We start from the raw sequence: 19,654 nt of genomic DNA, 5'->3' as shown, positions 1-19,654 counted from the left end.
CCTTTTGCGCAGTGGCGGGCAGTGCGGCCCGCCACTTCCTGCACGACCCCCTGCACGCGTCCGCCCCCCGTCACGCCGGCGGACCTCGAACGGGCCAGCGGGCAGGACCGCTGGCGCCTGTCGCTCGACTTCCGGGCGCTGTACGGCACCAGTCCCTACCGGTACCTGCTCCTGCGAAGGCACGCCGATACGGACGAGGCCTTCATCGTCATGAAGGGCGAGCTGCGCATCGACCGGACCGGGCCGTGCACGTGGGCGCGGGCGATGTTCGTGGTGCCCCGTGGAACGCGGCAGGGCGAGGTCTGGCTGATGCTGGTGGAGCCGCGCGGCGTGCTCAACACGGGCGGCAGCGGCGGGGAGCGCACCGCGGCCAATGACATCCGGGTGTAGCGCACGCCCGTCGCGCCTCTTTCCACCGGGAAGCAGGCAGGCGCCGGTGGCCAGCGTGCCGCGCGAGCAGGTCCCGCGCCCGCACGGACACCCCGGTTACTTTCCCCTCCGCGGCGGCCTGCGGCGCGGATCGGATACAACCGCCATTCCATGACCGTGAAAGCCCGCTCCCTCCAGGACCTGCAACCGCTTCGCAAGGCGCTGGCCGAGGCCGCCGAGCGCGAAGCGCAGCGCCAGCGCGAGCGGCAGGAGGCCGCGCGCCGTGCCCGGGCCGAACGCATGCTGTTCCAGGATGCCGTGGGCCCGGTGCAGGCACTGCGCGGCATGCACGAGCGCCGCTGGCACGTGCCCGAGCCGCCCGAGCCGCAGCCCGTGCAGCGCGAGCTCGACGAAGAGCGCGTGCTGCGCGAATCGCTGAGCGACGAATTCGACGTGGGCACGCTGCTGGACGTGGACGACCAGCTCAGCTTCCGACGCACCGGCATCGGCACCGACGTGACGCGCCGCCTGCGCGCGGGGCACTGGAGCATCCAGCGCCAGCTCGACCTGCACGGCCTGCGCACCGACGAGGCGCGCGAGGCCCTGGGCGAGTTCATCCGCCTCGCGCACCGCACGGGCCTGCGCTGCGTGCGTGTCGTGCACGGCAAGGGCCTGGGCTCTCCCGGCAAGACGCCGGTGCTCAAGTCCCGCGTGCAGCGCTGGCTGGTGCAGAAGAAAGAGGTGCTCGCCTTCGTGCAGGCCCGCCCGGCCGAGGGCGGCGCGGGGGCGCTGGTGGTGCTGCTGCAGCCGGGCCGGCGCCGCTTCGCACAGGGCTAGAGCGCCAGCCCCCGCATCGCCAGCCGCACGCCCAGGCCGCGGAACGCGCTGCTCTTGTACAACTGCAGTTGCCCGCCATAGGCCTGCGCGATCTGGCTCGCGATCGCCAGACCCAGCCCGCTGCCCTGCACCGACTCGTCGAAACGCACGCCGCGCTGTCCCGCCGCCTGCAATTGCTCCGGCGTCATGCCCGGGCCGTCGTCTTCCACGTCCAGGCCGAGGCAGGGCTGCCCGGCATGGGCCCCCTCCGAAGACAGCGACAGCGTCAACCGCACGCGGGAGGCGGCCCACTTGCCGGCGTTGTCCAGCAGGTTGCCCAGCACTTCCTCCAGGTCGGCCCGCTCGCCGCGCCACAGCAGGGCGCCCGGTGCGCGGTCGGCCAGTTCCCAGTCCAGTTCCTGCGCGGCATGCAGGCGCCGCATCATGTGCAGGATCTGCGCCGCGCACTCGCGCACATCCACCGCCTGCCCGCCGGCACCCGGGTGGGCGTGCAGCGCATCGCTCAGGGTGCGGGCCTGGTAGCGGTCCACCAGCTGCGCCATCGCCTCCACCTGCTGCCGTACCTCGCCGCTCGGCACGTGGGGCTGCGCACTCGCCTGGGCGCTCAGCAGCGCCAGGGGTTTCTTGAGCGCATGGTTCAGATCCACCGCATGGGCACGTGCGCGGGCCACCACGTGCGCGTTGTGGGCCAGCAGGCCCGACAGCTCGTTCTGCAGCGGCTGCAGGTCCTTGCCCGTGGGCGCGGCCAGGTGCCGTGCCACGTCGCCTCCGGCACCCTGTGGGTCGCGAAGCGCCGCCAGCAGCGCTTCCAGACGGCGCAGCGGCGCGAGCCCCACGCGCACCTGCAGCCACGCCAGCACGCCCGCCAGCGCCAGCAGCACCCACCCGGCCAGCAGCAGGTTGCGGTCGATCTGCCGCACGCTGCTCTGCAGCTGGGCGGCCGGGCCGTACACCGTGAGTGCCACCGGGGCGGCGGACGGGCCGAGCGCGACGGGCACGGTGAACGCCAGCAGCGGTTCCTGCTGCGGGCCCGTGGCCGGGTGGAGCACGGCCGATCCGGGCACGGGGCGGTCGTCCGTGGGCAGGCGGTCCATGTCCCAGAGCGAGCGCGAGCGCAGCACCTCGCGGCCCACCTCGGCACGCCAGTACCAGCCGGCGTAGATCGCGCTGAATTCGTCCGCACCGCCCGCGGCCTCGCGAAGCACGCCCTGCGCATCGCGCTGCAGCCGGGCTCCCACGCGCTGGGCCTTGTCGCGCAGCGACTGCTCGAAGCTGTCCAGCAGGCTGCGGTGCATCTGGCCGCGCAGCCACAGCCCGCCGGTGGACACCAGCAGCAGCATCGGGATAAGCACCAGCAGCGCGATGCGCGTCGCCATGGGCCACTGGGCCACCTTCAGCGCCCAGGCGGATGTTGTTTCTTGTGCCTCAGCCATCCGCATCGGCCGCCACGAGCCGGAACCCCTGGCCGCGTTCCGTCACCAGCTGCGGCGCGCCGCCGAGCTTGCGGCGGATGCGGCCGATCAGCACGTCCAGCGTGTTGGAGTCCGGGTCGAGATCGCGGGCGTAGACGTGCTCGGCGATGTCGGTGCGCGTGAGCAGCTTGCCCGGATGGTGGATGAAGTACGCCAGGATCTTGTGCTCCTGCGCGGTGAGCTGCAGCGCCTGCCCGTGGAGCGCGAAACGGCCCTGCACCACGTCGTACGCCAGCGGGCCCGAACGCAGCGTCGCGGTGGCCGAGCCGGCCGTGCGGCGCAGCATGGCGCGCAGCCGCAGCACCACCTCGTCCACCAGGAACGGCTTGGTCAGGTAATCATCGGCGCCCGCGTTGAAGCCGGCGAGCTTGTCGCTCCAGCGGTTGCGCGCCGTGAGCACCAGCACGGGCCAGCCCCGGCCAGCCTCGCGCCAGTCGTGCAGCACGCTCAGGCCATCCTTGCGCGGCAGGCCCAGATCCAGCACCGCGGCGCTGTAGGCCTCCACGCTGCCGGCGAACGACGCGGATTCGCCGTCGTGCTCCACATCCACCGCGAAACCCGCGGCCTCCAGCGCTTCGCGCAGCTGCCGCGCCAGCGCCGCATCGTCTTCCACCACCAGTACGCGCATCAGTCGTCGTCCACTTTCTGCCGCGTCACTTCCAGCGTGGCGGCATCCACTTCGAGTTCCAGCTTGAAGCCATTGGGCTGCAGCAGCTCGACACTGTAGTAGGGGCGCCGCCGGTGGTCGGTCTCGAGTTCCACCTCCAGCACCAGCCCGGAGAATTTCGGCGGCAGCGACTCGAGCAGGGCGGCCATGGATTTCGGCGGGGCCTGCGGAGCGGCAGACTCGGGCGGATGCAGCACTTCGCCGGTGCGCACGTCGAGCAGCAGCTTCATCTCGCCCGCGGGCCGCTCCGAGAGCTTGACCTCGTACACCGCCTTGCCCTGGCCGTCGCGCTCGAATTCGGCGTTCACCACGCGCGCGCCGTACTTCTGCTCCAGCTGCCGGATGTAGCGGGCCATCTGCGCCGGCGGCACCGGCTGCGTGGGCCACTCGCGCTCCTGCGCGACGACCGCGCCGGAGGCCGCGTCCACCAGCACCTCATGCTTCTCGCCGCGCGCATCGATGACCTTGATCTCGTAGCGGAGTTCGCCCTTGCGCCCCCTCTTGGTCTCCACCTCGATGACGCGCCCCCCGTATTTGCGGCCGATGTCCGCGATGATGCTGTTGAGGGGCTTGAGCTGTCCGGCGAGCACGCCGCGCCGCGCGGCATCCTGCTCGGCGGCGGGCACCTGCGCGCACGCGAGCGCCGCCGCGGCGAGGGCCGCGGCCCGCAGGAAGGCGCCCCGGGTCGGTGGTGTCATCGCGCGATTATTGCGGCGCGCGTTAAACGCTCCATGAACGGGCGCTTCACGGTGGATTTAGGAACCGCGGCCCACACTGCCGCCATCTCCTACCGAACCAACCCGACACCGAAAGGACGCACCGTGAAGAAGAAGACCCTCGTGACGCTCGCTCTCTCCGCCGCAGCCGCCACCGCCCTGCCCTCCCTGGCCTGGGCCCTGACCGCCTCCGAAGCCGTCGAGGTGATGGCCCGCAACCAGTACGTGGCGCCGCACGATCTGCAGAAGCAATACGGCTACTGGACGGCCCAGGCCGTGTCCAACGACGGGGCCCGTGCCACCGTGCTGGTGAAGGACGCCGACGGCAGCTTCACCGCCGTGCGCAAGAACGACATCGGCGGCGGGCTGCCCGGCGTCGAGCAGGTGACGCAAAAGCTGCGCGCCGCCGGCTTCGCCGTCGTCTACGACGTGGAACTGGACGACGGTTTCTGGGAAGCCAAGGCCCGCACGTCGGCCTACCAGGGCGAGAAGGTGGAGTTCGTGCTGCACCCCACGACGCTCGAAGTGCTGAGCCAGGTGGGGCGCACCGGCGGCACGGTCAACGGCCTGCCGATCCTGAGCGCGGACCAGGTGCGCCAGGCGCTGCAGGTGGCGGGCTACACCCGCATCCGCGATGTCGACTACGACGACGGCTTCTGGGAGGCCGAGGCCACCAATGCCGCCAACCTGCCGGTGGAACTGCGCGTGGAACCGACCACGGGCAAGGTGCTGCGCGAGAAGCTGGACGACTGACGCTTTTTCCAAGCACAACAGCGCCGGCGACCCGAAAAGGCCGCCGGCGCTGCCAGCAGGATGCCTGCCGCCCTCTTTGCTACTTCGACAGGTCGACCGCGTACTTCGACGTGCCCTTGCCCGAGCCGTCGTCCGCGGCCAGCACGGAGATGTTCGACAGGCCGGCCGCCTGCGCCACGGGCAGGCCGTTGGCGCCGGAGGTGAACACCACCGGGCCGGCGGTCTTCACCTTCGTGAAGCGCCAGCTCTTGGCGCTGCCGTTGGCCGTGCGGGTCACCGACGGGTTCTTGCGGATGTAGTCGATCACCACGTCGCGGTTCGCGTCGGGCGACGCCCAGATCGTGCCCGAGCCATCCAGCTTGTCGATGAAGCTCTTGCCGCTGGTGGCGCGGTAGTTGTTCGTGGCGATCACGAATTCCTGCGCCGGGTCGATCGCCTGGCCCTTGTAGGCCAGGTTCCTGATGCGGCTGCCGACGGCCTGGGTGACGTCGATCTCGTACTGCACGTCGGCCGTGGTGAACATGTCGAAGTTGTAGCCCGGGAAGGTGCTGATCAGCGCCTGCTCGGACGTCTTGGCCGGGTCGATCTGGTTGAAGCGCTTGGCCGCGGCCTCCAGCCAGTTCTTGATGTCCGCACCGTTCACCTTCACCGCATAGACGGTGTTCGGGTAGAGGTACAGGTCGGCCGCGTTGAAGATCGCGAGCGGGCCCACGGCCACGTCGGTGTAGTCGGCGCCGCCCTGGAAGCCGGACTTGAAGGGCGCGCTCACCGACAGCACCGGCAGGCCCTTGTACTGCGGCAGGTTGGCCTGGATGTAGGCCGACACGTAGGCCTGCTGCGCCTGGTTCACGATCTGGATCGCGCCCGGATCACCGACGTCGGCGAACAGCGTGCTCATGCGGAAATCCGTGTTGCCGATCGGCGTCTTCACGTAGCCGATGGTGGCCTGGTGCTGTGTCTCGATCAGCGGCGCGATGCTGCTGTCGGCATCCACGAACACGGCCTTGCCCGCGGCATCCTTGCCGGTCTGGATATTGCGCAGCTCGCTCTTCGATGCGCCCTTGTCCACGGACCAGGCCTTGCCGTCCCACTTCATTTGGAGGCTGATGACACCCAGCGCCTTGCCCCACGAGCTGGCCATCACGGCCGGCACGCCGTTGATGGTGCCGGCCTTGTTGTCCACGCCCGCCTGGGTGTAGGCCGGCGTGGCGGCGGTGTCGGGGAACACGCTGTGCTGGTGGCCCATCACCATCGCGTCGATGCCCGACACCTTCGAGAGGTACAGGCCCGGATTCTCCATCGTGGCCGAGTACGGGCTGGCGTCCAGGCCGCCGTGCAGCAGCGCCACGACCACGTCGGCCCCCTTGGCGCGCAGCTCCGGCACGTACCTGGTGGCGGCCTCGACGGCGCCTTCCGTGTAGACCTTGCCTTCCAGGTAGCGCTTGTCCCAGTTCATGATGCCGGGCGTGGTGAAGCCGATCACGCCGATCCTGATCGGCAGCTTCACTTCCTTGCCGTCGGTGCCGGTGGCCACCACGGTCTTCTGGATCAGCGTGTAGGGCTGGATCAGTGGCTGGCGGGTCTTGCTGCTGTACACGTTGGCGAGCACCGTCGGGTAGCCCGCACCGGCGCACTTCACGCCGGCATCCACGCCGTCGACCTGCATGCCGCCGCCGAGCACCTGGTTCAGGAACGGCAGGCCGTAGTTGAACTCGTGGTTGCCCAGCGTGCCCACGTCGAAGCCCAGCGCGCCCATCGCCTTGTACATCGAGAGCTGCTGGTTGCAGGGGATCGTCTTCACGACGGCTTCGTAGTCCGCCAGGGCCGTGCCCTGGATGGTGTCGCCGTTGTCCACCAGCAGCGTGTTCGGGAATTCCTTGCGGGCCTGGCGCACCAGCGTGGCCGTGCGCTCGAAGCCGTAGGACTTGTCTTCGGCGAGCTTGAAGTAGTCGTAGCTGCGCACGTTGAAGTGCAGGTCGGTGGTTTCCAGCACGGCCAGCGTGGCGGTGGCCGGCTGGTTGCTGGAGAAGCCGCCGTCGCCACTGCCGCCGCCGCAGGCGGCCAGGAACAGCGAGGGGATGGCGCACAGGGCGATCACGGGCAGGCGGGGCCGGCAGGGAGCGGTGGAGAAGAAATGCGCAGACATGTGGGAGCTCGAGTTACGAAAGCCGCCAGTGTTGGGGGCCCGTGTGACATCGCCATGACTCCATGCACGATAGGCATGAACAGCCTGCTACATCCGCCTATTGGCGTGAACTGCAGAACATTTGGATGCAATTGACCGAAAAACCGCAGCTCATCCGTGCGCCGCCCGCCCCATAATCCGCGCCAACAAAAACACGGCTGGAAACAGTTGACCGCATGACGAACCGTCGCGTAACCATTCAAACGCCTTTGGGAGAGGCCCTGCAGTTCCGCCAGCTGCAGGGGGAGGAGGCGCTCTCGGCGCTCTACGCCCTGGAGATCGACCTGCTCTCCAAGGACAAGGGCATCGACCCCAAGGCCCTGCTGGGGCTCGGCGCCACCGTCGTCGTCGAAACCGAGGGCCTGGGCCGCCGGTATCTCGACGGCATCGTGACCGGCTTCGGCATGCGCGGGCAGGACACGTCCGCCCAGTTCGCCTACCGGCTCACGCTGCAGCCCTGGCTGTGGCTCGCCACGCGCCGCACGGATTTCCGCATCTTCCAGGAAATGGACGTGCCGGCCATCGTCACGCAGGTGCTCTCGCGCTACGGCCGGCCCTTCGTGCAGCGCCTCACGCGCGGCTACCGCACACGGCCCTATACGGTGCAGTACCACGAGAGCGACTACCAGTTCGTCGCCCGGCTCTGCGAATCCGAGGGCATCTACTGGTTCGTGGAGCACGCCAGCGGCAGCCACACGGTGGTCTTCGCCGACGACGTGGTCGGCTCGCACGCGCCGCTGCCCGGGGGCCACGCGATTCCCTTCCACCCGCCGGGCAAGTCGGCGATCGCCGACCGCGAACACATCCACGCCTGGCGCATGGGCCAGGACGTCGCGTCCGGCCGCGCCTACCTGGACGACTACGATTTCACCAAGCCGCGCGCCGACCTGTCGGAGATGCGCCAGTCGCCCCCGGGCCATGCGCACGATGCCTACGAGCGCTACGAATGGCCGGGCGGCTACACCGAATTCACCGACGGCGAGACCTACACCCGGCTGCACATGGAAGAAGGCCTGGCCGGCCGAGAACGGGCGCATGCCGAACTGAACAAGCGCACCATCGCGCCGGGCTACACCATCGTGCTGGAGAACTATCCGCGCGCGGACCAGAACCGGCAGTACCTCGTCACCCGCGTGCGCTACCACCTGGAAGAGAACGTGCAGGCCACGCAGGGCACGGGCGGCGTCGGGCAGACGCAGGCCGGCTCGGTGCAGAAGTTCCGCATGGAAGTGCATCCCACCTCCGTGCCCTACCGCCCGCAGGTGACCACCCCGCGCCCGCGCACCACCGGCCCACAGACCGCCGTGGTGGTGGGCCCGCCCGGCGAGGAGATCTGGACCGACCAGTACGGCCGCGTGAAAGTGCAGTTCCACTGGGACCGCATCGGCGCGATGAACGAGAACTCCAGCTGCTGGGTGCGCGTCTCGACCAGCTGGGCCGGCCCCGGCTTCGGTGCCGTGTTCACGCCGCGCATCGGGATGGAAGTTATCGTGGATTTCCTGAACGGGGACCCGGACTACCCGATCATCCTGGGCTGCGTCTACAACGCCGCCAACATGCCGCCCTGGGGCCTGCCGGGCAACGCCACGCAATCCGGCATCAAAACCAACTCGAGCAAGGGCGGCGCGGCCGGCGACGGGATGAAGAACGGTGCGGGCGACGCCAACGCGATCCGCTTCGAAGACAAGAAGGGCGCAGAGCAGCTGTGGCTGCATGCGCAGAAGGACCAGCTCGTCGAAGTGGAGAACGATGAGGACCATTGGGTAGGTCAGGATCGCCGCAAGACGATCGACCGGGACGAGACGAACGTCATCCACCGGGACCGTACGGAGACCGTCGACCGGAACGAGAAGATCACGGTGCACGGCTGGCGCACCGAAGAAGTCGATGGCGACGAGACCATCACGATCCACTCCAACCGCAAGGAGCGGGTCGATCACGACGAGACGATCTCCATTGGCGACAACCGCCGGGAAGACGTGGGCATCGACGAGACGGTGTCCATTGGCAAGAACCGCACGAAGCGCATCGGCCGCAATGAGAAGGACAAGATCGGCAGCAATTGGTCGGTCAAGGTCGGCAAGATGAAGACCGAGACCGTCGGCATCGCCTACATGCAGAACGTGGGCGTGGGGCGGATGGAGAACGTGGGAGTGGCCTACAACCTCAATGTGGGGGCCATGATGGCCACCGTCGTCGGAAGCACGCAGACCACGACGGTCGGCAGCGACCAGTCCACCACGGTCGGAACGAAATACACGCTCAGCGTGGGTGGAGGCGGCGGTGGCGCGGCGGCGGCAGGAGGCCCCAAGAACATCGTCGCGTCGTCCAAGGGCTCCTCGGGCTCGGGGGGCGGTGGCTCCAGCATCACCATGGATGCACAGAGCGTATCGATCACCGTCGGCAGCAGCAGCCTCGTGCTCAAAGCGGACGGAACCATCACGCTCAACGGCAAAGACATCACCTTCGTCGGCGAGAACAAGATCCTCTCCGTCAGCCCGCAGGTCCGGGACAACGACTGACACCGGCTCCGCTTCGGCGGCTGCTCGTGCCGCTTCGCTTCAGATTGCATCCACCATGGCCATTCCACAACGAAACACCCCCGTTGCGTCGCCCGTCCAAGGGCCCATGTGCGTCGGGAAAATCCTCCGCATCGACTCGGGCGGCGCAGCGATCGTCGAGATCGATGGCCAGGCCATCCCTGCGGAGATCGCGACGCATCTGCCCTGGCCCGTCCCCGGACAGCGGGTGGCCGTCATGCAGGATGCCGAAGCGCCGGCGCTGGTCCTGGCCGCCTACCCTCTGCGAGACGCCGCAGCCGCGTCCCCCGGTCGAGACGGCGGCATCGAGGCAGCGGGCGTGGGCTTCGATCCCGCGACCGGCACCCTCCGCATCCACGCCCGGCGCCTGGACCTGACGGCGCTCGGGTCGGTGGAGATCCGCTGCGGCGACTCCGTGCTCCGCTTCAACGCGCAGGGAAGCGTCGTGCTGGAGGCCCAGGCCATCACCCAATCCTCCATCGGCCCGTATCGGATCGAGGGCGCATCCATCGATCTGAACTGAACGCGACGCCCCCATGCCCAGCCGTGATCAGCTCATCGCAGAGCTTCTGGAGGAAACCGTACGTGCCCGCCGCCGCCGGCTGCACATCACCGGAACGATGGATTTCCGCCTCCTGGCACTGCAGACCGTGGACCGCAAGATCGACCGCAACCTGCGGGCGCTCTCGGTATTCGGACAGCACACCCTGGAAGCCCTGGACAAGGAGTTGTCGGCCTGCACGCCCGGCCCGGCACTCGATGCGCTCGTCCACGTCGCCGTGGCCTGCGGTATGGAGATGCATGGCCACGCGCGGGCAGACGACATGGCGGTACGTTGGTTCAGCCGGTACGGTGAGCACCATCGCACGGCCTTCAGGGATGCATGGTGGTTCTTTCCGCAGTCCCGGCAAGGGGATGTTGCGCGCATCGCCCGCACCGCGGCGCTGCTGACGTCGAACGCCGAATCCATCCAAACCCTGGGGGTGGAGCTGGCAGGCCGGTGCGGCATCGCCGCCAATGTTCCGCGCATCGCCGCGCTGGCGACGGAGTTGCCCGATGGTCCCCTGCTGCGCGCCTGCGAGTTGGCGCTGTGCCGCCTGAACCATCCTCCCTCGGACTTGCCGGCGCGCATCCACCGGCGCGGTACCGGGGATGCAGACGCGCTGCTGCACGCCCTGCGCCTGGTGGCCACCAGCGGCCGGCTGGACCTCATCCCGACGTCGGGGTACCTGCAATGCACCCGCATGCAGCACCCTGCGCTGCAGCGGCTGGCATGGTGCCTCGCCACACTCAGCGACCCCGTGCAGGCCCACCAACGGGCCCTGGAAGACGCCACCCTGGACGATGGAACGCGCTGGCGCGTGCTGGCATTGGCAGGGTTTCCCGAGGGGCTGGTCCATCTGGGACGCAGCGTTCTCCAACGGGGATCGGAACCCACTCCCGCGCAACTGGACGCCCTGTGGACGTTCCTGGGCGAAGTGCCTGCCGAAGTGCGGGACAAGACAGCGCCAGCGGAGATCCGCGAGCAGGCCTTGCGCCTTGCCGTGCTGCAGGCCCTGCGCAACGCACACGTCGGCGTCACGAACCAGGCGAGGCACGCCGAGTGGACGCCCGAGGCGATGCTGGCGGAGACCGACCCCGGGCAGAGCCGCCGCCTGCGCTTCGGCCGCGCACTCCGCCGGCAGGAAGACGGCGGCGCCGCATTGGGATCGGCCGTGCTCCAGCTCACGACGCTGATGCGGCAGGCGCTGTACATCGAGCAATCGGTGCAGTCGAAGAAGGCCGTCGGTGCCGGGTTGTCGGCCCATGCGCCCAGCCGGCACCAGGTCCAGGTCATCGGCCTGTCGTCCTGGATCGCGGAAACGCGGAGTGCGGAGCCTGCGGCATGAGCCAGGTGCTGAACCTGACACCCTTTGCCGCGGCGGTGCGCCCCCACGCGGATGCCGACGGGCACGTGGTGCGCCTGCTGATCGTGAAAGGTGTCTGGGATCTGGGCCGGCCGGACACGCTGTCTGCCGAGCCGGGCTGCCTCGGCTTCCGCGATGCGCCCCTGATGGTCAGGATGGCGGACCTGGTGCTGGATACAGCGCAGCGCGCCGCTCTCGGCCCGCGGCTGGAGGAGGAGATCGAGTGGATTCCTTCCGACGTCGTTCCGCCCAAGCCGCGATTCGACTTCATCGTCAGCGGTTACGGGTATCCGCGGACCGGCAAGGCCGAATACCGGTTCATTGCCGCGGTCGCGCGCCACCGGCAGGTGGCCGCGCTCACGCTGTGCGCTCCCCGGTTCTGGCGCCGGACCCTGCTGTCGGGCGGTGGCGGTGTCGCGGGAGACTTCGTGAGCGCCGTGCACCGCGTGCCGGTCCATCCCTGCCTTTCCTTCGGCGGAGACACGCCGGCATCCGCAACGCCCCACAACCCCCAGGGCATGGGCGGCCCGGCGGGCCATGCCGGTGAAGCGCTGAACCGCATCGCACTGCCCTGGGTGGAGCACCCGGACCACCCGGTCACCGACATCACCGGCAACCCGCTGCCCGCGGGGTTCGGCCCCTGGCCGGAAAACGCCGGGCATCGCCTGGCCCATATGGGAACCCGCGACGTGCCATGGCAGCGGGAGCGCGCCCCGCGCCCGCCGCGGGATTTCCACCCGCTCTTCCACAACCAGGCGGACCCGCGGCTGCAATGGCCGGAGGCGCCATCGCCGGGCGAGGCGATCGCCCTGCACGGGCTCACGGCGAACGGCATCGCGCAGGTCGTGTGGCCTTCCGCCAGGCCCGTGGCGCTGCTGGATACGCAAACCGTCGTTCCGCTGAAAGCGGACACCTGCATCGTGCTGCCGGACGAAGGGCGCTGTGCCATCGTCTGGCGCTGCCTGCTGCCCCCTGAAGGCCACATCACGCTGCGTGCGTGCGATGCCTGAACCCCTTTCCGGTCCAACGCTTCCATGGCTCCACCGCCCCATCCCGCACAAGCGCTCCGCATCGAGCACGCCACCCTGTCCACCAGCCTGGGCGACGACTGGCTGACCAGCGTCGTGGCGTTCTCCGCACAGCGCAAGCAGTTCCGCTACCGCGAGGTGGACGGCGTCAAGTTGCTGACGGCGCCTGCCGACGACGTGGCCGGCCCCACCCGCGGGCGCGACCGCCTGAACGCGCTCATCCGGGCCGCCTGGCGCCCGATGATGGCGCACCTGCATGCGCTGCCGCAGGTACCCACCCTCTATCTGCTGGCGCTGCCCGCGTGGGCGTCCACCACCACCGCGGCTACCTCGCGCGACCTGTCCAGGGACGACCCGGCCCTCCAGGCATTCGGCCAGGACCTGGGCCACGCCTGCCGCCAGGCGGGGCTGCCGGTGCACGGAACCCGGGCATTCGCGGGCGGCGCCGAAACCTGCCACCGGGCGCTGGCCCATGCCTTCCTGGCGCTCCGGCACGACAGCCCTCCCGCACAGGTCGTCCTGCTGGCGGCGGACTCCCTGTGCGACCAGGACGTGCTGCTGCGCGACTGGCGCGCGGAACGCATCTACGCCAGGAACAACAGCAGCGGCTGGGTACCCGGGGAGGCCGCGGCAGCGCTCCTGCTGCAACCTGTCGCCGCTGCTGAGCGCAAGCGCGCCGGCGGCACGGTGTTGCACACACCGGCGGTCGCCGATGCGCCGGAGGCCTCTCCGCGCTGGCCCAGCCAGCGGGCGGGCGATGGGCGCGCCCTGGAGCAGGCCGTGCAGGCAGCGCTTCAGGCCGCAGGCCTGCCCCTGCACGACGTCCGGCAGCACATCAGCGACAGCGACGGCAGCCCGTGGCGGCAGGAAGACATGGCCGCGGCGCTGGGCCGCCTGTCCGCATCCGACAGCGGGCACGGCTGGCGCGCCGGCCCCCTCCAGCCCGCCGAATTGCTGGGACAGCTGGGCGCCGCCTGGGGCGCCGTGCAGTGGGCCCTGGCCGCAGGCCTGCACCGGCACGGGCTGATGGATGTCGGGCAGGCCCTGTGCAGCACGCAGGACATCGCCGGGCCCTGCAGTGCAGGCGCCATCGAATGCGCGGCGGCATGAACCATCGAAAAAAACGACAGACAAGGCAGAGAGGAAAGTTGACGTGGGGAAGACTTACATAGACGGCAAGGAGGTCGTGTCGCAAGCCGCGGCGGGCAGGGTGTTCAAGCCGGACGATTTCGTCTTCCTCCGCAAGAAGGACCTTCCGGGCGTGGCGCCCTACCGCAACGACAGCGGTTCGATCGACAACCCCGCGGGCTCCACCTTCCACTCGGGCACCGACGTGGCCACGGCCGAGAGTGCGCTGATGAACGGATGGCATGCGCCCCAGGTGTCCAAGGGGGGCGTCGTCACCCTGGTGCGCGACGGGCCGGCCACCTTCACGGGCAACTGGGGCAAGCAGGTCTGGATCGAAGGCCACAAAACGGTGCGGCACGAAACGGAGGTGGGCACCACGTCGATCTGGGCCAGCTTCGGCGCCGTGAGAACCGCGATGTCCAACACCTGGGACATCGCCAAGGAGCTGGACGGCGACTTGGCATCGGAGATCGCCAGCGAGTTCGGCGACGAGGTGCTGGCCAGCCTCAAGGACCTGTTCACCTGGGAAACACTCGGCGGGCTGGCGGCCGATGGCGGCATGGCGCTCGCCACCGCCGCCCTCACGGCAGCCGCCCCGGTGACGGCCGGGGGCTCCGGCGCGGGCGCGATCATGACCGGGGCCGCCACCGGCGTGCGCGTGGGCCAGCGCGTGGAAGCCGGGGTGCAGACCGCCGCCGCCCTCCAGGAGGAACTGGGCGGCCTCATCGCCGATCTCACACGGCCCGACCTGTCCCAGCAGGAAAAGCGCGACATGGCCAAACGCGCCGCGGGCATCCTCGCGCGCAGCACCGTGGGCGTGGGCATCTCCATCATCACCAAGAAATCCCGGCCGGCGAAGAAGCGCGAGAACGACAGCACCAACGTCCAGACGTCGAAGAAGGGAGAAAGCAATCCGACGCAGTGCCCCTGTGCGAGCAAGCGCCCCGTGGTCCTCGCCACGGGCGAGAAGACCCTCACGCAGACGGATTTCTCGCTCGGCGGGCCGATCCCCATGGGATGGCTGCGCCACTACCGCAGCGGGGATGCGCGCACCGACGGCTGGTTCGGCCAGGGCTGGAGCCATCCCCTTGCCACCGAACTGTGGCTGCAGGCGGACCAGTTGCTCTACCACGATGGCCAGGGCCGCGCCGTCCGCTTGCCCGGCCTGGAGGAAGGCGAGGAGCATTTCGAGGCCTACGAGCGCTTCACGGTGCGCCGCACTGCGCCCGATGCGTGGGAACTCGTTCATACCGATGGGCAGATCCACCATTTCACGCGCCAGGCGGCGGGCCAGTGGCGCCTTCCCTTGGGGGCCCTCAGCGACCGCAACGGCAATCGCATCCAGCTGCACTTCGATCAGAGCGCCTACGGCCCGGGCTTCCGCCCTTTCGCCACGCCGCCCCGCCCCGGGCGCATCGCTGACAGCGCGGGCCGCTGGTTCCGCCTCGACTGGAGCCCGCAGGGCCAGCTGGAGGCCGTCCACGCCCTGCATGCCGGCGGCGAGGAAACGCTGCTGGCGCGCTACCACTATGCCCCCGACGCACAGGATCCGCGCGGCGAACTGGCTCCACCCAACCTCGTGGCCCACACCAATGCCGCTGGTGGCATGCGGCGCTTCGAATGGAGCAGGCACCTGCTCGTCGGCTACACCCTGGCGGACGGTGCGAGCCACCACAACGAATACGACACGCTGAGCCCGCAGGGCCGCGTCACCGTGTCGCGCAACCTCGACAGCGGCGCGGCCCACCAGTTCACCTACGAGCGGCACCGCACCTGGATGCACGATGCGCTCGGCCGCACCCTGGGTTTCGCCTTCGACGAGCGCCGCGACATCGTGGCCGTGCGCGATGCCCTGGGCCACGTGAGCCGCACGCCCTTCGACGCCAACGGCCACCCCGAAGCGGCCGTGGACGCCCTGGGCCGAGAGACACGCACCGTGTTCGACCGCCGCGGCAACCTCACGCTGCACCTGGATGCCGCCGGCCCCGCGACCCGCATCGACTACGGCACCGAGGGCGGCGCCCGGGACCGCCCCGTGCGCGTCACCGATGCCCTGGGCCACACGTGGACGCATGAATACGATGCGCGCGGCAACCGCATCCGATCCACCGATCCCCTGGGCCGCAGCACCACCACCGAATACAACGCCCGGGGCCTGCCGATCGCCCTCACCGATGCCGCCGGCCGCACCCGCCGGCTGCAGTGGGACGCCTCCGCACAGCTCGTCGCCTACACGGATTGCTCGGGCCGCGCCAGCCGCTATGCCTACGACGCCCTGGGCCACCTGGCCACGAGCGTCGATGCCCTGGGCCACACCACCCGCTACCGGCACGACGCGCAGGGCCGCCTGCGCGAAGTGACCGAACCCACGGGCGCCACCCACCGCTACGAATGGGGCGGCGAAGGCCAGTTGCTCGCCTACACCGACCCGCTCGGCGGCACCACGCGCTACCGCTACCACGGCTCGGGCCAGCCCGCCGAGCGCACCGACGCGCGCGGCGGCGTGCTGCGCTACCACTATGACCTGGGCGAACGGCTCGTCGCCCTCACCAACGAGAACGGCGCGCACACGCGTTTCTTCTACGACGCGGCCGACCACCTCACCGACGAGATCGGCTTCGACGGCCGCTGGCAGCGCTACGTGTACAACGCCGCGGGCGAGCTGACCCACGTCATCGAGACCGGAGGCAGCGATGCCGGCCCTGGCAAGGTCACGCACCTGGAGCGTGATGCGCTCGGCAGGTTGCTGACCAAGCGATCGCACGGGCATGGCACCGTGGAGGAATCCAGCTATCGCTATGACGCGCTGGGCCGCCTGACTCAGGCGAACAACGGAGCGGCGCACCTCGCTTTTGCCTATGACCCGGTGGGGCAGTTGCTGTCGGAGATGCAGACGCTGATCGGGCAAGGCGGAACGAGCGCAGGCCATTCCCGCCCCGGCCATCCGGCTTCCAACGATCTGGTGCGCATGTTAGCCCACGCCTACGACCCATTGGGCAACCGCATCAGCACCACCCTGCCCGATGGGCGCACGCTGAACTGGCTGCTCTACGGCTCTGGGCACCTGCACCAGATCAACATCGCTCCAGCGGAAGCTGGTGGGACTGCTGAAGTCATCACCGACATCGAACGCGACGCCCTGCACCGCGAGACGGAGCGCAGCCAGGGTGCCGCCACCAGTCACTACGGCTGGGACCCGGCGGGCCGCCTCGTACGTCACCGCGCCAGCCTGCGCGGAAACGGTAACGACAACGTGCCGCCAGCGGGTTCCGCCGCACCTGCGGCCTCGGGCACGCTGCTCGAGCGTGCCTATGCCTACGACGCCACGGGCCAACTCGTCACGCGTGCCGACACCTTGCGCGGCCGGCAGGACTTCCGCTACGACCCCACGGGACGCATACTCGCCGCGCTCCCTGCGCAGGGCAGCTCACTCGCCAGGGAGTTGTTCGCGTTCGATCCTGCTGGCAACCTGCTGGACGCCAGCGATGCGCAGATGCAGCGCCACCAGCCAGGGCAGGCCACGCCCCAAGGCCTCGGCGTGGTCGGCGACAACCGCCTGCGCTTCTACCAGGATCTGCACTTCGAGTACGACATCCATGGCAACGTGACGAAGCGCACGCGCGGCAACCGCAAGGCAGGTCACCACGAAACCATCGAGCTGCGCTGGAACGCCGACCACCAGTTGGTCGAATCCACCACCACCCGACACGGCGTGACGCAGGCTACGCGCTACGCCTACGATGCGCTCGGCCGGCGCGTGGCCAAGAGCGACCGGTTCGGCACCACGCACTATCTTTGGGATGGCGACCTGATGGTGCACAGCCAGCGCGGGGGACGAGAGGCGCTGTTCATTTACGAGCCGGACAGCTTCGTGCCGCTGGCTACCGTCCAGGGTACGGCAGAGAAACAACACATCTATTGGTACCACTGCGATCAGATCGGGGCGCCGCTGGAGTTGACTGATGCCCAAGGGCAGATCGCCTGGGCGGTCGATTACAAAGTCTGGGGCGAAGCCACGCTGAGAGCCGTGCCGTCGACGGCTACTGGAACCGACGGGTTGTTTAGTGAACGACGTTGGGGGCATGGACCGGACGATGGCATACAGAGGCTTAGCGGAGAACCGGTAGGCCGGACACTATCGCCGCCGATCCTCGAACAACCTTTCCGGTTGCAGGGGCAGCAGTTCGATGCGGAAACTGGACTACATTACAACAGATTTAGATATTATGATTCAGCTGTAGGCAGATTTATCTGTGAAGATCCAATCGGCTTGAAGGGCGGTTCGAATTTATTTTTATATGGAGCCAATGCACTTGGCTGGCTCGATCCATTGGGATTAAATTCTAGAAAAAGATCTGAAAAACCCAATCAAGCGCTACGCTACTGCGATTGCGAGAAATGGAAAATTGAAAGAGTTGACAGAGTTTGTGAAGGTCACGTTCCTGGGGTAGGACGAGTGAAAATTATGAGAGACCCAAAAGATGGGCGCTGGTATTCGGAGGATCAAACTGGCCACGGCGGAAGCGCCTGGAAAGTTTTTAAAGGCACAGAAAAAAACATGAGTTGGGAAGCAGATCTGGATGAGTATGGGGACATCATGAGCAAGCATAAAGGTGAAGCAGGAAAAACCATTGACACGAGTAAGATGAAATGCAAAAACGTTTAACACCATTGCCGCCAACACTCAGAAAAATTGCCAAAGATTTCAAATGCGATTATATTCCTCTATCATTAATTGAATCGAAAAATCAGGCCAGGGATAACTTATACTCCATCAGCATTGAGGATGAATATAGATTAAATATTGAATATGCTGATTTCGAAAACTTCCTTGAAACCATCAAAAAAATAGCTGCCGAAAAGATTAAGGAAAATTCAACCATTTATTTCTGGCTAGACTCTCTAGCAAATGAGCTTAGGCTTAGCATCATCTCATCCAACGATCTTACAAAATCATTCAAAACAAAAATTAATAATGTCAGCTTAAAAAAAATAATTATTGAGTATCTAAATAATAATATTGAAAGCGGACTGGACAAGGAAGAAGGGCTTTGGGTATCATCTTGCAGCATCAGTCCAAAATGATTTATGGGTTTCTCTGGTATCAGCAAACGAAACCATCTGGCGGTCTTAGACCTGAAGTGCAACATCTGAACCTTAGAGCGTGTTATGAACTTTGCTTCGAGAGGGTGAAGCCAAGGGTAGAGTTTGCAGATGCCCCGCAAGCCTTACCCGACGGACGTCAGCGATGAAGAATGGAGCTTCGCTGCGCCGTACTTGACCTTGATGGACCCGCAAGCGCCTCAGCGCGAGCATGATCTGCGCGAAGTCTTCAACGCCCTGCGTTGTGCTGGTACGTGCGGGAGCACCCTGGCGGATGCTCCCCAATGACCTGCCGCCGTGGGAGGCGATTTACCAGCAAAGCCGGCGCTGGCTGGATTCGGGCTGCTTCGAGGCAATGGTCTCGGACCTGCGCTCCATCATCCGCGTAGCACAGGGGCGCCAGGGCCAGCCCAGCGCAGTGGTGATGGATGGGCGCACGCTGCAATCGAGTTGCGAGAGTGGTCCACGCGCCGGCTACGACGGCTACAAACGCAAGCGCGGCAGCAAGGTGCACATGGCCGTGGACACGCTGGGCCACTTGCTGGCAGTGCATGTCACGCCGGCAGACGAACAGGAACGTGCGCAGGTGCAGCGCCTGTGCGAAGACGTACAGCAGGCCACGGGCCAAACGGTACAACTGGCCTGGGCAGACCAAGGCTACACGGGTGAAACGGCATCCAAGGCAGCGCAGAGCAACGGCATCGACCTGCAGATCGTGAAGCTGCCTGAGGCGAAGAAGGGCTTCGTGCTGCTGCCCCGTCGCTGGGTAGTGGAGAGAAGCTTCGGCTGGCTGGCGAGATTCCGCAGGCTCTCTCGGGACTACGAGCGCCTGCCCGAAGTGCTCAGCGGACTGCACTTCCTGGTGTTTGCGGTGCTCATGTTGCCCGCTGCCGCACGGGTGCTGGCTGCAGGGGGAAGTTCATAACACGCCCTAAGAGTCTTCTTAAGA

14 protein-coding genes and 1 pseudogene are annotated in these 19,654 nt (G+C 67.6%); 11 read left to right on the top strand and 4 right to left on the bottom strand.

Annotated elements, in window-relative coordinates:
• The first annotated feature begins 21 nt into the window (after positions 1 to 21).
• Positions 22 to 390 carry a hypothetical protein gene (locus Q9R47_RS05830; RefSeq protein ID WP_311232267.1) on the top strand — a complete coding sequence of 123 codons (369 nt, stop codon included), beginning with the start codon at positions 22 to 24 and terminating at the stop codon, positions 388 to 390.
• A 150-nt stretch (positions 391 to 540) separates the two neighbouring features.
• A complete protein-coding gene (locus Q9R47_RS05825) occupies positions 541 to 1,206 on the top strand; it encodes a Smr/MutS family protein (protein WP_311232266.1) in 666 nt (221 codons plus the stop codon).
• On the opposite strand, the gene Q9R47_RS05820 is transcribed toward Q9R47_RS05825, so the two are convergent.
• From Q9R47_RS05820 to Q9R47_RS05810, 3 genes are read right to left on the bottom strand one after another with little or no spacing between them, the layout of a single operon-like run.
• A complete protein-coding gene (locus tag Q9R47_RS05820; RefSeq protein WP_311232265.1) occupies positions 1,203 to 2,639 on the bottom strand; it encodes a sensor histidine kinase in 1,437 nt (478 codons plus the stop codon). The two genes, Q9R47_RS05825 and Q9R47_RS05820, sit on opposite strands and share 4 nt — an antisense overlap.
• Positions 2,632 to 3,306, bottom strand: a complete 675-nt coding sequence (locus tag Q9R47_RS05815) for a response regulator transcription factor (RefSeq protein ID WP_311232264.1) — start codon at positions 3,304 to 3,306, stop codon at positions 2,632 to 2,634. The genes Q9R47_RS05820 and Q9R47_RS05815 overlap by 8 nt, the downstream gene beginning before the upstream one ends.
• Positions 3,306 to 4,043: a PepSY domain-containing protein gene (locus Q9R47_RS05810; RefSeq protein WP_311232263.1), complete on the bottom strand. Its 738-nt coding sequence runs from the start codon at positions 4,041 to 4,043 to the stop codon at positions 3,306 to 3,308. Before Q9R47_RS05810 ends, Q9R47_RS05815 begins: the two co-directional genes overlap by 1 nt.
• Before the next feature lie 123 nt (positions 4,044 to 4,166).
• Between Q9R47_RS05810 and Q9R47_RS05805 the strand changes: the two genes are divergently transcribed.
• A complete protein-coding gene (locus Q9R47_RS05805; RefSeq protein ID WP_311232262.1) occupies positions 4,167 to 4,814 on the top strand; it encodes a PepSY domain-containing protein in 648 nt (215 codons plus the stop codon).
• Positions 4,815 to 4,893: 79 nt separating this feature from the next.
• Here Q9R47_RS05805 and Q9R47_RS05800 read toward each other — a convergent pair whose 3' ends face one another.
• Positions 4,894 to 6,960 (bottom strand): bifunctional 2',3'-cyclic-nucleotide 2'-phosphodiesterase/3'-nucleotidase, encoded by a 2,067-nt coding sequence (locus tag Q9R47_RS05800; RefSeq protein WP_311232261.1) that lies wholly within the window; start codon positions 6,958 to 6,960, stop codon positions 4,894 to 4,896.
• A gap of 215 nt (positions 6,961 to 7,175) precedes the next feature.
• Here Q9R47_RS05800 and Q9R47_RS05795 point away from each other — a divergent pair, with 215 nt between their 5' ends.
• From Q9R47_RS05795 to Q9R47_RS05760, 8 genes and pseudogenes are all read left to right on the top strand, one after another.
• Positions 7,176 to 9,521 carry a type VI secretion system tip protein TssI/VgrG gene (locus Q9R47_RS05795; RefSeq protein WP_311232260.1) on the top strand — a complete coding sequence of 782 codons (2,346 nt, stop codon included), beginning with the start codon at positions 7,176 to 7,178 and terminating at the stop codon, positions 9,519 to 9,521.
• 55 nt (positions 9,522 to 9,576) lie between these two features.
• Positions 9,577 to 10,062 (top strand): hypothetical protein, encoded by a 486-nt coding sequence (locus tag Q9R47_RS05790; protein ID WP_311232259.1) that lies wholly within the window; start codon positions 9,577 to 9,579, stop codon positions 10,060 to 10,062.
• A 13-nt stretch (positions 10,063 to 10,075) separates the two neighbouring features.
• A complete protein-coding gene (locus Q9R47_RS05785) occupies positions 10,076 to 11,428 on the top strand; it encodes a hypothetical protein (protein ID WP_311232258.1) in 1,353 nt (450 codons plus the stop codon).
• Positions 11,425 to 12,456 (top strand): DUF2169 domain-containing protein, encoded by a 1,032-nt coding sequence (locus Q9R47_RS05780; protein ID WP_311232257.1) that lies wholly within the window; start codon positions 11,425 to 11,427, stop codon positions 12,454 to 12,456. Before Q9R47_RS05785 ends, Q9R47_RS05780 begins: the two co-directional genes overlap by 4 nt.
• Before the next feature lie 24 nt (positions 12,457 to 12,480).
• Positions 12,481 to 13,584, top strand: coding sequence for a hypothetical protein (locus Q9R47_RS05775; protein WP_311232256.1), 1,104 nt, complete (start codon positions 12,481 to 12,483; stop codon positions 13,582 to 13,584).
• A gap of 43 nt (positions 13,585 to 13,627) precedes the next feature.
• Complete coding sequence (locus Q9R47_RS05770; protein WP_311232255.1) at positions 13,628 to 18,268, top strand: DUF6531 domain-containing protein; 4,641 nt, start codon at positions 13,628 to 13,630, stop codon at positions 18,266 to 18,268.
• A complete protein-coding gene (locus Q9R47_RS05765; RefSeq protein ID WP_311232254.1) occupies positions 18,253 to 18,687 on the top strand; it encodes a hypothetical protein in 435 nt (144 codons plus the stop codon). The genes Q9R47_RS05770 and Q9R47_RS05765 overlap by 16 nt, the downstream gene beginning before the upstream one ends.
• A gap of 129 nt (positions 18,688 to 18,816) precedes the next feature.
• Positions 18,817 to 19,630: pseudogene (locus Q9R47_RS05760) on the top strand (IS5 family transposase).
• Positions 19,631 to 19,654 lie beyond the last annotated feature (24 nt).

It is taken from the genome of Acidovorax sp. PRC11, from assembly GCF_031844105.1.
Classification (GTDB): domain Bacteria; phylum Pseudomonadota; class Gammaproteobacteria; order Burkholderiales; family Burkholderiaceae_C; genus Paracidovorax.
The sequence above is the reverse complement of the archived record's forward strand: the minus strand, read 5'-3'. Positions and strand labels throughout refer to the sequence as shown.